Source organism: Paraburkholderia sp. WS6, from assembly GCF_030464835.1.
In the GTDB taxonomy this organism is placed as follows: Bacteria; Pseudomonadota; Gammaproteobacteria; order Burkholderiales; family Burkholderiaceae; genus Paraburkholderia; species Paraburkholderia madseniana.
On sequence record NZ_JALQCK010000042.1, the window covers coordinates 52,774 to 67,989 of the forward strand.

12 protein-coding genes are annotated in these 15,216 nt (G+C 62.2%); 3 read left to right on the top strand and 9 right to left on the bottom strand.

Annotation, left to right across the window (positions count from 1 at the left end; all coding sequences use genetic code 11):
• Positions 1 to 8: 8 nt before the first annotated feature.
• On the bottom strand, positions 9 to 836 hold the full coding sequence (locus tag M0D64_RS35370) for a transporter substrate-binding domain-containing protein (protein ID WP_154566043.1): 828 nt from the start codon (positions 834 to 836) through the stop codon (positions 9 to 11).
• Between the two features lie 275 nt (positions 837 to 1,111).
• Here M0D64_RS35370 and M0D64_RS35375 point away from each other — a divergent pair, with 275 nt between their 5' ends.
• Both M0D64_RS35375 and M0D64_RS35380 read left to right on the top strand, forming a co-directional pair.
• A complete protein-coding gene (locus tag M0D64_RS35375; RefSeq protein WP_266261196.1) occupies positions 1,112 to 2,101 on the top strand; it encodes an isopenicillin N synthase family oxygenase in 990 nt (329 codons plus the stop codon).
• The gene (locus M0D64_RS35380; RefSeq protein ID WP_266261197.1) at positions 2,098 to 3,534 is read left to right on the top strand and encodes an FAD-binding oxidoreductase; all 1,437 of its coding nucleotides are present in this window, start codon (positions 2,098 to 2,100) and stop codon (positions 3,532 to 3,534) included. Before M0D64_RS35375 ends, M0D64_RS35380 begins: the two co-directional genes overlap by 4 nt.
• 63 nt (positions 3,535 to 3,597) lie before the next feature.
• On the opposite strand, the gene M0D64_RS35385 is transcribed toward M0D64_RS35380, so the two are convergent.
• A complete protein-coding gene (locus tag M0D64_RS35385) occupies positions 3,598 to 7,008 on the bottom strand; it encodes an alpha/beta fold hydrolase (protein ID WP_266261198.1) in 3,411 nt (1,136 codons plus the stop codon).
• A gap of 212 nt (positions 7,009 to 7,220) precedes the next feature.
• A complete protein-coding gene (locus M0D64_RS35390) occupies positions 7,221 to 8,012 on the bottom strand; it encodes a hypothetical protein (RefSeq protein ID WP_266261199.1) in 792 nt (263 codons plus the stop codon).
• Positions 8,013 to 8,228: 216 nt separating this feature from the next.
• Here M0D64_RS35390 and M0D64_RS35395 point away from each other — a divergent pair, with 216 nt between their 5' ends.
• Positions 8,229 to 10,010, top strand: coding sequence for a hybrid sensor histidine kinase/response regulator (locus tag M0D64_RS35395; protein WP_154566067.1), 1,782 nt, complete (start codon positions 8,229 to 8,231; stop codon positions 10,008 to 10,010).
• 81 nt (positions 10,011 to 10,091) lie between these two features.
• On the opposite strand, the gene M0D64_RS35400 is transcribed toward M0D64_RS35395, so the two are convergent.
• The 6 genes from M0D64_RS35400 to M0D64_RS35425 form a co-directional block, all read right to left on the bottom strand.
• The gene (locus M0D64_RS35400; RefSeq protein ID WP_154566047.1) at positions 10,092 to 10,850 is read right to left on the bottom strand and encodes a response regulator transcription factor; all 759 of its coding nucleotides are present in this window, start codon (positions 10,848 to 10,850) and stop codon (positions 10,092 to 10,094) included.
• A 340-nt stretch (positions 10,851 to 11,190) separates the two neighbouring features.
• Entirely contained in the window at positions 11,191 to 11,382 is a 192-nt protein-coding gene (locus M0D64_RS35405) for a hypothetical protein (RefSeq protein ID WP_266261200.1), read from the bottom strand.
• A complete protein-coding gene (gene cydB / locus M0D64_RS35410; RefSeq protein WP_266261201.1) occupies positions 11,357 to 12,361 on the bottom strand; it encodes a cytochrome d ubiquinol oxidase subunit II in 1,005 nt (334 codons plus the stop codon). The genes M0D64_RS35405 and cydB overlap by 26 nt, the downstream gene beginning before the upstream one ends.
• 35 nt (positions 12,362 to 12,396) lie before the next feature.
• On the bottom strand, positions 12,397 to 13,809 hold the full coding sequence (locus M0D64_RS35415) for a cytochrome ubiquinol oxidase subunit I (RefSeq protein WP_171927937.1): 1,413 nt from the start codon (positions 13,807 to 13,809) through the stop codon (positions 12,397 to 12,399).
• 387 nt (positions 13,810 to 14,196) lie between these two features.
• A complete protein-coding gene (locus tag M0D64_RS35420; protein WP_063498788.1) occupies positions 14,197 to 14,484 on the bottom strand; it encodes a helix-turn-helix domain-containing protein in 288 nt (95 codons plus the stop codon).
• On the bottom strand, positions 14,471 to 14,890 hold the full coding sequence (locus M0D64_RS35425) for a type II toxin-antitoxin system RelE/ParE family toxin (RefSeq protein ID WP_308102537.1): 420 nt from the start codon (positions 14,888 to 14,890) through the stop codon (positions 14,471 to 14,473). The genes M0D64_RS35420 and M0D64_RS35425 overlap by 14 nt, the downstream gene beginning before the upstream one ends.
• Between the last annotated feature and the right edge of the window lie 326 nt (positions 14,891 to 15,216).

Sequence of the window (15,216 nt, forward strand, 5' to 3'; positions counted from 1 at the left end):
TCAGTGCATCAATAGTTCGGCGTCGGCATCGTTGTCGGCGCATCCATCGCGACACCGAACCACTTTTTCTGCAAGGTCGCGAGGCGCCCGTCGTTGTGCATTTTCACGAGCGCGGCGTTGAAGGCATCGGCGAGCGTCTTGCTGTCCGCGTCTTTACGCAGGCAGTAAGCAAAGTACACTTTCGCGCCGAACGGCGGCTGCACTACGGCGAAGGTTTCAGGGCGTTGTTTGGCGACGTACGCGATGTTGGTCATCGAGTTCGCGACCGCCGCGATGCGGCCGGCGGCGAGATCGGCGTAGGCCTGATTGTTGTCGACGTATTCGCGGATTTCAGGCGGCTTCGGCAAGGTGGCGACGTACGTTTTCAACTGGTCGAGCTGGGCCGAGCCTTTACCCGCGCCGACCGTCTTGCCGGCGATATCCGACGATTGCTTGACGGCGGAATCGTTGGCGCGCTTGAGCAGCGCGTCGGTGGCGTCCGCGATCGGCAGGGTGTACGTGTAGCGTTCCATGCGCGCCTTCGTGACTGTCAGTGGGCCGCCCACCATATCGAACTTGCCGGCTTCGAGACCCGGCAGCACGCTCGGCCACGGCAGGTCGATGAAGCGCACCTTGACGCCCATTTCCTTGCCGACCTCGGCGAACAGGTCCTTATTGAAGCCCGCTTGCTGGCCGTTTTCAAGGAAGTCGAACGGCGCGAACTGCATCTCGGTGCCCACCACCAGTTCGCCTGCTTTCTTCACTTTGGCGAGCTGGTCTTCCGCGTGGGCGGTGACGCTTGCCGCGCACAACGCCAGCATGACCAAACGACACTTCCAGCCTGCAAGGATGCTCATGGGATTCTCCGGTTGGCAAAGCGGTGTCGCGCGAAAGCGGTTCGTCAGCATGGACCGGCGCGAGTCATGCGATGCAGTATATACCGCAGTTTTCGCGCGAAATAAATAAACGCACGAGTAGAGAAAAGCCCTTACGTGAAGCCCCGCAAAGCAACTTGCGGGTACGCTTTTGGCGGTATATACAACTGGAATGCACGAGGCACGCGAGCTTGTCGCGACTGATTCATCAGCCTCTTTCGTCGGTTGAATTGACTAGCCCTCCAGGGAGCAACGCAATGCCCGTGACCCGCATTCCGATCATCGATCTTGCCGGCGTGCGTGCCGGCGACCCGCAGGCTTTGACGCGCGTGGCGTACGAAATCCGCGAAGCGTGCACGACGATCGGCTTCTTCTACATCGTCAATCACGGCGTGCCGCAAGCGGCAATCGATGCGGCCGAACAGGTGGCGCGCACGTTCTTTGCGTTTCCGGTGGAGACGAAGCGGCGTGCGGCGGTCAATCAACGGCATCGCGGTTTCAACGCGCTCGGCGACGCCACCATGTATCAGGCCAAGCGTCCCGACTACAAGGAGTTCTTCAGCATCGGCCTGGAGCTGCCTGAGGACGATCCCGATGTGCGTGCGGGCCAGGCGCTGCGAGGGCCGAACAACTGGCCGGATTTCATGCCTGAGTTGCGGCCTGCGCTCTACGGCTATTACGAAGCGGTCGCCGCATGCGGCGCCGATCTGCTGCGTGCCGTGGCCGTGAGTCTCGGCGTCGACGAACATTTCTTCGCACCGCGCTATACGAAGCGGATGCAGCGCACGCAGATGGTCTACTATCCGCCGCAGCCGCCCCAATCGGACGCGGATCAGTTCGGCGTCGCGCCGCATACCGACTACGGCTGCATTACCTTGCTGTGGCAGGATCAGGTGGGGGGGTTGCAGGTGCGTGAGATCGCCAACGATACGTGGGTCGATGCGCCGCCGATCGAGGGCAGCTTCGTGGTGAACGTCGGCGACCTGTTGGCGCGCTGGACCAATGACCGCTTCCGCTCCACCTTGCATCGCGTGATCAATGCGTCGGGGCGCGAGCGCTATTCGATCGCGACGTTCTATGATCCCACTTACGGTGCGATGGTCGATCCGCGTGAGCTCGGCACGAGTGAGGCCGAACTGAAGTATCAGCCAGTCGCTGCGGGTGACTACATCCTCGGGCGAATCAATGATTCGATGGGCTATCGGAAGAAAGCGGCAGCTGAAGGAACGGAAGGAACCCCTGCATGATAGATAACAGTTTGGCAAACGGCGTGGGCAGCAACGCGACCCACGGCACGGCGCCGCTCTCCGCGACACTTGATGCGCTGCGTGCCGCGCTCGGTGCCGACGCGGTGCGCGTTGGCGAGCAGATCGGCGAGCGCGCGATGACCGACTGGACACGCCACGATCCAACGCGTCCCGCCGCGCTGCTTTTGCCGCGCAGCACGGAAGAAGTCTCGCGCGCGCTGGCCATTTGCCACGCAGCGCATCAACCGGTGGTACCGCAGGGCGGCATGACCGGTCTCGCAGGTGGCGCGATTGCGAGCGCGACGGATATCGCGTTGTCGCTCGAACGGCTCACCGGCGTCGAAGAAATCGACACCGCGTCGGCCACGCTAACCGTGCGCGCCGGCACGACTTTGCAAATCGCGCAGGAAGCCGCCGCCGAAGCGGGTTTCGAACTCGCCCTCGATCTGGGCGCGCGCGGCTCGTGCCAGATCGGCGGCAATCTGGCGACTAACGCGGGCGGCAATCGCGTGATCCAGTCGGGCACCGCGCGCGATCAGGTGCTCGGCCTCGAAGTCGTGCTCGCCAACGGCGACGTGCTGACTTCGCTCGGCAAGATGGTCAAGAACAACACTGGCTACGACCTCAAACACTGGTTCATCGGTTCGGAAGGCACGCTCGGCGTGATCACGCGCGCGGTGCTGCGGCTCCATCCGCCACGCGCGGCGCGCCACACGGCGCTCGTCGCGCTCGACGGTTACGCCGCCGCCGTGAACCTGCTGCGCCGCCTGTCGACGCGCTTTGGCAACGACATCGGCGCGTTCGAGATCATGTGGCCGGATTTCTACGATTTCGGCGTGAAGCTGACGGGCACGCGCTCGCCATTCGCCGACTCGCACCCGCTCTATGCACTGATCGAACACGCGAGCTTCGACGCAAGCGACGACGGCGAACGCTTCTCCGCCGTGCTGACCGAAGCGCTCGATTCAGAAGCGATCCGCGACGCGGTGATCGCGCAATCGGTGGCCGACGTGCGGGCGTTATGGGCGATTCGCGAATGCACTGCCGAGTTTCCGGTACGGATGGATCCGATCAACTTCGACCTGAGCCTGCCCATCGGCGAGATCGGCGCTTTCGTCGATCGTTGCCGCGCAGCGCTCGATCAGCGCTGGCCGGGCAACGTGTCGTATTTCTTCGGCCATATCGGCGATTCGAATCTGCATGTCACCGTCGACGGTCATTCGATCCCCGGTGTCGATCATCACGCGGTGTATGCGTTCGTCTATGGGATGCTGGGACCGTTGCACGGTTCGGTATCGGCGGAACACGGGATCGGCTTGCTCAAGCGCGAGTTCTTGCCGATCTCGCGCTCGCCGGCTGAATTGGCTGCAATGGCCGCCATCAAACATGCGCTGGACCCGCACGGCATTCTGAATCCGGGCAAGTTGTTTTGAACAGGGTGCGCCGGGCGCCAGCGGTTCGCGGGCGTAACGCGCGGCTACGCCCTGGCCGTTCCGTCAATGCGCATTCAGATACCGCGCAATCACCGGATAGACATCCACCGCCGCGTTCTTGCCGAAGATACAGTCGATGTGCCCGTAGCCGGGAATCAGATGCCGTTCATACGGCTGCTCGGGGAAGTGCTCGACGAGCATGTCGTAGGTGAGCAGGGTGCTCTTCGGCAGATAGGTTTCGTTTTCCTCGCCGTGAATAAAGCCGATCGGCAGGCGCAGGCCTTCCAGGCCCTTCATGCCGTCCGCGCCGCCCAGGTAGACGTCTCTGCCTTCGGCATCGACGACCTTGCCCGCTCGCACCATCGCGGCGAGATGCTTGAAGACGGAGACGTCGTGCACGCCGAGCAGTTCCTGCAGATTCGAATGAAGCGTCTCATTCAGTTGCTCGTGTTCGTAGAGCAGGCCGTAAAGGAAGGTCGCCCGGTGGCAGATCGGGCTGCCGCAGCCCTGCTTATGACTGAGCGGGTAGAGCCGCAACGCTTCATCGAGCAGATTCTGGGGCCACGACCTGTGCTCCGTAAAAGCGGTCAGATCTAGCACGCCTAAATGCTCCATGATGTCCGGGACGTGCAACCCGCACTTGATCTTTTCCAGCGTGCCCGGCACCGGATGCGCCGAGACCTGCGAGATGACCGCCGAGCGCACGCCCTTGAGGCCGTACAGCAGCGACATGGTCAACGCCAACCCACCCATGCAGTGGCCCAGTACCTGAATGTCCGGCACGTTGGTCAACTCCCGCACTTTGGCGACCGCGGCCGGAATGTCCTCACGGGCAACCTTGTCGACATTGGTCGGTACCAGCACGCTCGGCATCTCGATGCTGACGCGCAGATCGACGAGCCACACGTCGTAGCCGGCTGCACAGAGATATTCCACCAGGTTGGTGCCGATCAGGTCGGTGGAGTAGATCCGGCTCGACACGCCCGAACCGTGGATCAGCAGCACGGGGCGCAACGGTTTGTCGGGCGGCCCGGCGTAGCGCGTGAGTCGAAGCGTGGTCCCGTCGGCTGTGTCGAAGAAGACGACTTGCGGCGCGGGCGCGCGTAGCGCGCGCTTGAGGCGCGGCTCCGCCTTCGGATCATAAAACTGCAAGGGCGCGGCCACGCCGCCATACTCGGTGAACAGCACGCCCGCGAAAAACTTGCCGAACTTCAGGGTCCATTCAAGGCGCGACGTCAGGTCGGGTGTGTTGGTGACCTCGAGCGTGCGTTGCTGCTTGAGGAAATTCTCGGGCGTAATGATCAGCGTTGCTTTGCCGATCGCCGGCGCATCCGCTTGCGCCGACTCGCGGAGTTCGGCGTACAGCGTGTTGGTCTGGTCCCATAGATTGATCGGCGACGTACGCGTGATGATTTTCTGTCCCGTCAGGTAGTACTTCTTGCCTTCCGTGGAATTGAGCGTCATGCGGTAATTCATGTTGCGCTCGTCCACATCCGATTCGTCGACCACGAACAGGTTGAAGGTGCCGTCCGTGATCGTCATCGGTTGCGCGGAGAGCGCGGGGCAGGTCAGCGTGCCCGTCGTGTGGGCCAGATGTTGCGGATTGCTCAGCATATCGGCCAGATCGTCCGATTCCACCGTCAGCGTGAATTGAATCGGACTGGTGGCGGCTTCGCCCGCCACGGCCGGCGTATAAGTGCCGATCATCGTTTCGGTGAAGCGCAGGCCGATCTTCTGGGGCGTCGGTGTAGCGGCCGTGCCCTTGGCCTCGTAATCGATGTTCCAGCCTCGCGCGTTGGCAAGCAGCGCGCAATTGCGTTCCGCCAGCGCGGAAATCGTCAGCAGCGGATTGACGCCGAGCGACATCGGCATGACCGCGCCGTCCATCACGTATAGGCCTTCGTGCACCGCATTTCCGCTCGTGCCGCCAAAGACTCGACCTTCATGATCGACGACGCCACGCGCCGCGTCCTCGCCCATCCCGCAGCCACCGAGCGGATGCACGGTGACAATCTGGTCGCCGAGTATTTTGGTCGAAATCGGGTTGCGCATGTATTTGCCGCCGAGCGGTGCCTGCGCCTTCTCGAGCGTATCTTCGACGGTCTGGAAGATCGGCTGCTTGCCGGCGTTCGGCCAGGCGATGCGCGGCCTGCCTTTGTCATTCACGCTGATCTGGCCGCTTTCGTCGTCATGCGCCATCACCAGGTAGGTTTGCGTGTGATTGAGGGCGCCGTGATAGGGGCCCCGCAGGAAGCTCTCGATCACGCGCGCGTCGTAGCCGAGCGGTTCCCCGGCGTCGCGCGGCGTGGGAATGTCGACGCCTTCGAACGGCGCGGCGCCACCGAGCAGGGCGACCAACGCGGCGCCGACCGGCCCGGCGAGCGAGCCTTCTTCGATTACGAAGCCGTCGGTCACGTTAGCGGTGTTGCGGTGGTCGATGATGCCGGTAATGGTCGGTCCGACCGGCGGGATGTCGCCCTTCTCGTGCGCACCCCAGCCGACGCCGTTGATCACGTCTTCGGTGTTGTAGGCGAAGGCCAGCACGTCGCCATTGCCGGTGAAGTGCTGGCCGAGCATGTCCGACACGCTCAGCCCCTCCTTGCGCGAGCGCAACAGCAGGGCAGTCGAACCGATCGTGCCGGCCGACATGATGACGACATCGGCGCTCACGAACAGATCGGGTGCGTCATAACTCTCGCGGCCCAGCTCCACTTCCTGAAAGTGCACGATCCACTTTTGTGTGGCGGCGTCGCGCAACACCGAATGCACCGCTGCGCCGGTAAAAATATGGGCGCCGTGCGCGACCGCATCGGGCAGGTAGTTCATGTGCGTCGAATTTTTCGCGTCGTAGTTGCAACCCGAGTTGCAATCGCCGCATCCGACACAGGCTTTCTGCTCGACGCCCGCAGCGTTGATGCGGTCCTCGAAAGTGACCGTGACCGGCGGGGGGTAAAAGCGGTCTTCCATGCCGAGCGCCTGCGCGGATTTTTTGAGCGCCAGCAGTTTCGGCAACTGCAAAAAATCGCCGGACACCGCCGACGGCTGCAGCATGGCACGAGCCAGTTCGTAGCCCTTGTCGCGTCCCGCCTTGTCGGCGCGGAGCGCCTCGGGCCAGCGGTCGTCGTCCCATAGGCGCGGTTCGGCTTCGAGCGCGACATTTGCGTTGATCAGCGAGGTGCCGCCCAGTCCGCAGCCCACCACCGCATTCACGTCTTCATTCACGTGGACTTCGAGCAGCGCGAGCGGCGAGCCGATTTGTGCGAGCGCGGTGTTGTATTGCACCTCGGTGGCGCCTTCGATCGGCGTGCGCGGATAGTCGCCGGCCATGAATTCGCGCCCGCGTTCCAGCACACACACGTTTTTGCCGGCACGCGCCATACGGCTCGCGGCAATCGCCCCGCCATATCCCGATCCCACCACCACCACGTCGTAATGCGACTGAATTGCTGTCAGGGCGCTCGATAAGCGGTTCATTCGGACCACCTCGTCAGGAAGGGGATGCCGGGTAGGGGAACCCGGACTTCGGAAGGAAGACGGCGTGCGGCTGCGGCTTTTTTATCGTAGGCGGTGCGCGATGACAAAAAAAGGCGCATCGTACGTGGCGCGCGGCGTTTGCATGGGGCGTGTTCGATTTTTGGAAAAGGGAGAGAACCGCCGTCGGCCCACGCTGGCCTGTCAACGCGCTATTAGGCGGCTACTTCATTCATTTCGCTGTCGCTCGATTCGGCGGCGAGCAGGTTCAAGGCGATCAGAATCGCCGTGCGGTTGTCGAGATCGATCGCGATGCCGAGCACGTCGATCAACCAGCGGCCGATCTTGGTATTGGAAAATTCGTCGGCCCCGGCCGTCTTTTTCATGGTGACGCCAAGTTTGACGGCGCGATAGTGATACGAGGGCACACGATGCTGAGCAGCGACGGCCGACAGACCGCCTTTTCCTTCCGAGCACCAGCCGAGGCTGCCGGCCAGCACGATGCGCTCCGGCTCGTCGAGGCTGTCGATAAAGGCGCGCGCCGCGAGCCGCACGCGTTGTTCGTCGAGGCCGTATTGCAGCAACACGCTTTCGACCGGATCTTCCAGTGCTTGCGCGTGCAGATCGATTTCCTGCGCCATGCCTTCGTTTTCCATCGACACGTTGCGTTGATGGCCGGCGCTACGCAGACAGTCGATCAGGTAACGGCGAAAATACGCGCACAGTGCATAGCCGTTGGACGGCGCGCTGTCGGCGCAGGCATTCGTTTCCGTGTGGCCGGGCGCGAGGCGCAGTACTTTCGCGTAGATGAACTGCGCGACCAGTTCTTCCTTGTCTTCGCCGAGCGCTTGCAATTCAAGCGGGTGGTAGGTGCGTAGCGCCCGCTTGACCAGATCGACCATCGACACCATTTCGTCGGCGGACAACTGGGTACGGCGACGCCACAGGTCGGGCAGGATCGCATCGTCGAGATTGCGGACGAACGCGTGGCTCGGAACTGCGCCCATGAAAACCTCCATAAAGGGTTAGGCAATGAGCGCGGGGAGCCTCGACTGCAGGCGAAGAAGGGGTGTTGGAACTTTTGAGCCGCGCTGGAATGTGAAGCCAGTATGGTTTCCGGCGGGCGCTTCGCCTATATGGATTAAGTGGTAGCTGATGGGTAAACTGCCGGGTAAACCATCCGGTCAGAACAATCTGCGGTGCCGGACAAAGGAGACCGCATGATGCGGGCCGACCCAATCCAGCGTGCAATCGACGAAGACCTCGTGCGCGTGCTGTACGCGCAAGATCCGATCGCCTTCTTTTCGCACTGGTTCTCGATTGCGGTGCTGGTGGCGATCTACTGGCCGAACGTGCCGTCGCCGCCGCTTTTCATCGCGTGTTTCGGGTTTTATGCGGCCGCCAATTGCGGTGGCCTGGCACTGTGGATCTGCAATCGCCGCTACCCGCACCTCGCGACGCCGCGCGGCTGGATCAACCTGCATGCGCTGCGCGGCGTGCTGCTGTACAGCGCGCCGGGGTTTGCGGTGTGGTTCGCGTTCCAGAGCACGCAGGCCGATTTGCCGCTGTTGCACACCGTGATGATCGTCACGCTGGCAGCCGGCGTGTTCATGTCGAACGGCTTCGATCTGCTGAATTTTTCGACCGCGATTCCGTTTCTGCTGTTTCCGGCGATCGTGCTGCATTTCGGCACGCATACGTTCGATCGCACCATTCTCGCGATCGTCCTCGCGTTCTTCTTCTGCGCGATCAACGTCTATGCGCTGAGTTATCGCAAGCTGTTTCAGCAGGTCGTGCAGGCACGCGTCGATCAACAGTATCTGGCGGAGTCGCTGGCGGCGCAAAAGCGTGTCGCCGAAGAGGCCAGTCTCGCCAAAACGCGGTTTTTTGCGGCCGCGAGCCACGATTTGCGCCAGCCACTGCATGCGATCGGTTTGTTGGCGGCTTCGCTCAACGACTCGGCGGCGACGCCCGTGCAGCATGCCAGGACGGCTCAACACATCGTTTATAACGTCGAGGCGTTGAATCAGTTGTTCAACCAGGTGCTCGATCTCGCCAGGCTCGAAAGCGGCGTGACCCAGGTGATCCGCTTGCATTTCCGGCTGTCGGAACTGTTCGAGCGGGTCGGCAGCCAGTACCGCCCACAGGCCGCGGCGAAGGGGCTGGCGCTGCGGATCGCACCGTCCTCGGTGGTCCTGCATGACGATCCGGTGTTGCTCGAACGTGTGCTGAGCAATCTGCTCTCGAATGCGGTGCGCTATACGGAGGAAGGCGCGATCTGGGTCGGCTATCGCCGCGCAGGGCGTCGTTCGGGCGGCTATATCGAGGTGCGCGATTCCGGCATCGGCATTCCGGCCGAGGAACACGAGCGCATCTTCGAAGAGTTCTATCAGGTTGCCAATCCGCAGCGCGACGCGCGTCAAGGGCACGGTTTGGGCTTGCCGACGGTGAGGCGCCTGGTCGAAATGCTCGGCGGCGAGTTGCAACTTCGCTCGGCGCCGGGCCGTGGCTCGGTGTTCCGCTTTCCGGTGCAGGCGGGCGACGCTGGCGGAATTGTCGCGAGCCTGAACGAGGCGGTGGCGGGTGGACCGTCGGCGCAGGGGCGGCGGGTGTTGTGCATCGACGACGAACCGTCGATTCTCGAAGGCCTCACCAGTCTGCTGGGACGCTGGGGTTGCATCGTGCGTGGCGCACGCGACGAGGTCGATGCGCTCGTCGCGCTGGAAGACGGCTTCGTGCCGGATGCCGTGTTATGCGACTACCAGTTGGCCAATCACCGGACCGGCGCGCAAGCGCTGTCGGCCGTGCGCAACGTGCTCGGGCGGGCGGGCCACGACAGTGTGGTGACCTTGCTGATCACGGGCGATATGGCCTCGGCCGAACTGGCGGCGCTGGCCCTGCAAGGCATTCCGGTGCTGCACAAACCGGTTACGCCGGCGCGTTTGCGGCGCACCCTGGAAATGCTGTGGCAGCAGGCGGAACTGGATAAGGGGCGGGCGGCGTGAAGGGTGACATGAAGGGCGACATGAAGATCGACATGAAGATCGACATGAAGGGCGGCATGAGCGCCGCCCGTTGATCTGTTGTTAGAGGGTTTTCCCGGCCTCGAGCCAGCCGTTGATCACGGCGATTGCCGTGGACCGGTTGTGCACGCCGAGCGCCCGGAAGATCACCGACAGATGCACCTTGACCGTTCCTTCCGCGACGCCCAGCTCACGCGCGATCATCTTGTTGGTCCAGCCGCGATGCACCAGCCGCATGATGTCCTGCTGTCGCGGCGACAGGTTCTCCAGCAGATGTTGCTGGTGCGGCTGCAGCGCCTGGATTTGCGTGATCGGTTCAGTGAGCGCGGCGCCGCCCTGAGTCGGGGCGTGCGCGGCGTCATGGGCGGCAAGCTCCGCGGGCGCTTCGGCACGCGCGGGTGCGGCTTGCGTCTCGCGTGAGCCCAGCAGGCTGAGTGCCTCCATCGGCACATAGGCGCCGCCCGACAACACCAGCTCGATCGCCTTGAGCATGACGCTGGCGGGTTGCCGCTTGGGCACGAAGCCGAGCGCGCCGGCAGCCAGCACCGCGCGCATTTCGTCGGGCGACTCTTCAGCGGAGAGCACGACGACCGGCAACGCCGGGTTTGCCTTCAACAGCACTTCAAGCGACGACGCGCCGGTCATACCTGGCATATGCAGGTCGACGATGGCGAGGTCGTGGTCGGCGTCGGGCCGCGCGGCGGCAGCGAGGGATTCCCAGCTATCGGCTTCGTCGAATTGCGCGTCGGGATCTAGCCCGCGCAATAGCCCTTTGACGCCTTGCCGGATCAGTTCATGGTCGTCGGCCACAAGAAACTTCATGATGTCTCCGCGAGTCGGGACTGCGCGTTGTGGACTGTCACCGCCGTGCTTCTGGCTCTACTTCCCGTTTTACTTCTATTCTCGATTCGCGTCATTGCCGGCTACCCCGCGATCATATGCCGATCGGTGGTGCGGCGCGCCTTGCAGTTTGCCGCACGAATGAACATCTATTTATGTAATCGCCGGCTGGTTCGATGCACCAGCATTATGTGTAAGGTAGGTCTCCCGCGCATAGGTTCCGGCTTGTTACGAAGACGAGCCGCACGGCGCAATTTTTGAAGCCGTCCACGCGGGAATCCGCAGGTTATGCGCACCAGATGAAATCACGCAAGCACATGATTCATTTGATTGCAAATAACGTCGCATTCATCAGAAGCTTGAACGCGAAGCCGAGCGACATCGCCGAGGCTACGCCAAAGCACCATAGTGCGACGAACCACAGCCAGCCGGGCAGCCGGCGCCGCGGCGTTTGAGACGTGCTGCGTGCGGCGCTGTCGCCCGCGTCCTTAGTGATAGTGATGTTGGTCGCCATGACGCACCTTGCCACGAAATACCCAATAACCCATCGTCGTATAGGCGATGATGACCGGCAGAATCACTGCTGCGCCGACTAGCGTGAACATCTGGCTCGAGCGCGGCGCAGCGGCTTCCCAGAGCGTCATGCTCGACGGAATCGCATACGGCCACAAACTCACCAGCAGCCCGGCGTAACCGAGCAGCACCAGCACGAGCGCCAGCACGAACGGCGTGTTGTGATGCCGCGCACGCACCGCACGGTGCATGAGGAACGCGCAGATCGCCACGAGGAACGGCACAGGCAGCAGACGGTAGAACAGGTTGTCGTGAAACCAGCGTTGCGCGATATTCGGATCTTGCAGCGGCGTCCACAGGCTGACCATCGCGATGAAACCGAGTAGCACGAGCGTCAGCGGCCACACCACACGATGCAGGCGGCGTTGCAGATCGCCTTCGGTTTTCGCGACCAGCCAGCAGCAGCCGAGCAACGCGTAGGTGATCACCAGACCGAGACCGGTCAGCAGACTGAACGGCGTGAGCCAGCCGAAAGCGTCGCCCGCATAGCCGCCGTCGATCACCGGGATGCCTTGCAGGAACGCGCCCAGCACGATGCCCTGAAAGAACGTCGCGCCCGCCGAACCGCCGATGAATGCCAGATCCCAAAGATGTTTGGTGCGCTTGGCCTTGGCGCGAATCTCGAACGACACGCCGCGGAAAATCAGGCAGACGAGCATGAAGATCAGCGGCAGGTACAGCGCGGACAGCACGGTCGAGTAGACCACCGGAAACACCGCGAACAGCGCGGCGCCGCCGAGTACCAGCCAGGTTTCGTTGCCGTCCCACACGGGCGCGACGGTGTTCATCATCAGGTCGCGCTCTTTCTCATCGGGGAAGAACGGGAAGACGATGCCGATGCCCAGATCGAAGCCGTCCAGCACTACGTACATGAATAGGCCCAGTGCAATGATTGCGGCCCACGCAACGGTTACGTCCATTTTCTTTCTCGCAAGCAGGAAGTGAAGCAGTGAGGTTAGGCTGCGTCGATCATGTGATCGGCGGCGGACAGCGGGCGGCGCGCGGTCTGGTTCGGCACGTGCTCAGGCACACCGTGCGGTGTTTGTCCCGGCAATGCCGGACCCGAGCGCATCAGCTTGAGCATGTAGTAGATGCCGGTGCCGAACACGAGGAAGTAGACGACCACGAAGGCCATCAGCGAGATGCCGACCTGCTGCGTGGTGAGCGGCGACACCGCCTGCGAGGTGCGCATCACGCCGTACACCACCCACGGCTGCCGGCCTGCTTCCGTGGTGACCCAACCCGCCAGCAACGTGATGAAGCCGGTCGGGCCCATGGCCACGGCGACGCGCTGGAACCACTTCGCTTCGAATAGACGTTCGCGACGGCGCAGCGCCCATGCGGCCAGCGACATCAGGATCATCAGCACGCCGAGTCCGGCCATGATGCGGAAGCTCCAGAACACCACCGTCGAGTTCGGCCGGTCTTGCGGCGGGAATTCCTTCAGGCCGCGAATTTCGCCGTCCCAGCTATGCGTGAGGATCAGACTGCCGAGGTGCGGAATCGACACGGCATAACGTGTGGTCTCCGCCTGCATATCCGGAATGCCGAACAGGTTCAGCGCGGTGCCGCCTTTCTCGGTTTCCCACAGACCTTCGATCGCGGCGATCTTGGCCGGCTGATACTTGCGCGTGTTCAGACCATGCTGATCGCCGACGAATGCCTGGATCGGTGTGAGGATCAGGAGCAGCCAGAGCGCCATCGAGAACATCTTCTTGACCGCGGGATCGCGCCGGCCGCGCAGCAGATGCCATGCGCCCACCGCCGACACCACCAGCCCCGCGACGATGAATGCCGCGAGCGCCATATGCGCAAGCCGGTAAGGGAACGACGGATTGAAAATGATCTTGAACCAGTCGAGCGGTACGACGTGGCCGTCGACGACTTCAAAACCTTGCGGCGTTTGCATCCAGCTATTGGACGCGAGAATCCAGAAGGTCGAGATCAGTGTGCCGATCGCCACCATCAGCGTGGCGCCGAAGTGAGCGCGCGGACTTACGCGCTGCCAGCCGAACAGCATGATGCCGAGGAAGCCCGCTTCGAGGAAGAACGCGGTCATGACCTCATACATCAACAACGGTCCGGTGATGGGCCCGGCGAAACTGGAGAAGCCCGACCAGTTGGTGCCGAACTGATAGCTCATCACGACGCCGGACACGACGCCCATACCGAAGGCGACTGCGAAGATCTTCGACCAGAACAGGCAAAGATCTTTGTAGTACGCCTTGCCGGTTTTCAGCCAGCGCCATTCGAGGACAGCGATGAAACTGGCGAGGCCGATGCTGAGCGCCGGAAAGACAATGTGAAACGAAACGGTGAACGCAAACTGAATGCGGGCGAGATCGAAGGCCGAAATTGCGGAGTTCATGAGCGTGAAGGTCGTGATGCCCGTGAGGGCGGACTACGCGCGTCGACCGTTGTCGGTGCGCACTGCGCTGGGCAGATGGCGCAAGAGTAGGGGATGAGCGAAACCTTTGCTGCAATGCGACGTGCGTCAAAAAACCACGTTGTTTTGCGCGTATTTTCGTTTTTGAGACGGCAAAGCCTTGATAGGTATCAAGTTTTCCTTAGTGCGTCCTTGCGTGCGTCTCTCGTGGTCTGCGCAGAACTGCGGCAATAGACCGCGCTGCAACAACGCGGCTCCGGCGTCTTCGTGACTAGGTCCCTCGCTGCGGACGCCGCATTCCAGTCATGTCAGTCAGCGAGAGATCGCCGCAACAGGCGGCGCGAGCGCTCAACACCGCGCGGACGAAGCCTAAGCGATCGAAATAAACAGTTGCTTGCCACACGCGGCCGCGTACCTGCGCAACGTGTCGATAGAAGGCGAGTGCTGCCCCGACGCAAGAGCCCGTTCCAGCCGGGTGATGGCCGGTGCTTTCGTGCCCATGCGCTCGGCGACTTGCGCCTGCGTCAGGCCGGCTTCGCGGCGCGCGGCGAGCATCTGATCGAGCAGCGCGAATTCTTCACGGTTCAGCCGTTCGTATTCGGCGCGTACTTCGGGGTCGGCGAGCGCCCGCTCGCGCATTGCCTTATAGGTTGCCATTTCTGATCTCCAGCAGTCTTTTGCGCGCCACGTCCAGTTCGTTGCGCGGCGTTTGTTGCGACTTCTTCACGAAGCTGTGAAGCATGACGATTTTCCGTTCCACGATCGAGCAGTAGAACACTCTGGCGATGCCCTCCGCACCTTTGAGGCGCATTTCGAACAAGCCACCACCCATTGATGCAGTGTGCGGCTCGCCGAGATTCGGCCCGTATTCCTCCATGCGATCGGCCAGCGCAATGAAGCGTGCAAGCAGCGTTTTCGGCAAGGAGGCAACGTTCACTTTGACCTTTTCGTTGTAGAAGTCGATCGTAAATGCCATTGGAGTCAATGATAACAAATATGTTATTTGTGCACAAGCAACCCACTTTGCAGTTTGTTGCTGTAAGTCAGCAAAAACCGGGAGCATTGCCTGGCAGGAAATCGAACGACAGGAAGAGGGCGAAAGCAGGACCGCGATGAGCGGTTACAACGGCGTTGGCGCAACCAGGTGTTCGGTAGGGTTGATTCGTGCGGGACGCGATATCGGGCGCGGCACGGCGGAGGTCTCCTTTCTCACGGGTTGACTGAATCGGAGTAGCGCATCAAGGGCCACTCGTCACCATCCGACAATAACGCCGTTCGCGCCGACTTTCTATTGGCCTGTTAGCTAGCCAATCGGCTAGTTTGCTTCTACCATGCAAGCAGCTAGCCGGCGGCTCCTTCAGCGTCATCGCATGCTCGAAATGGATGAGC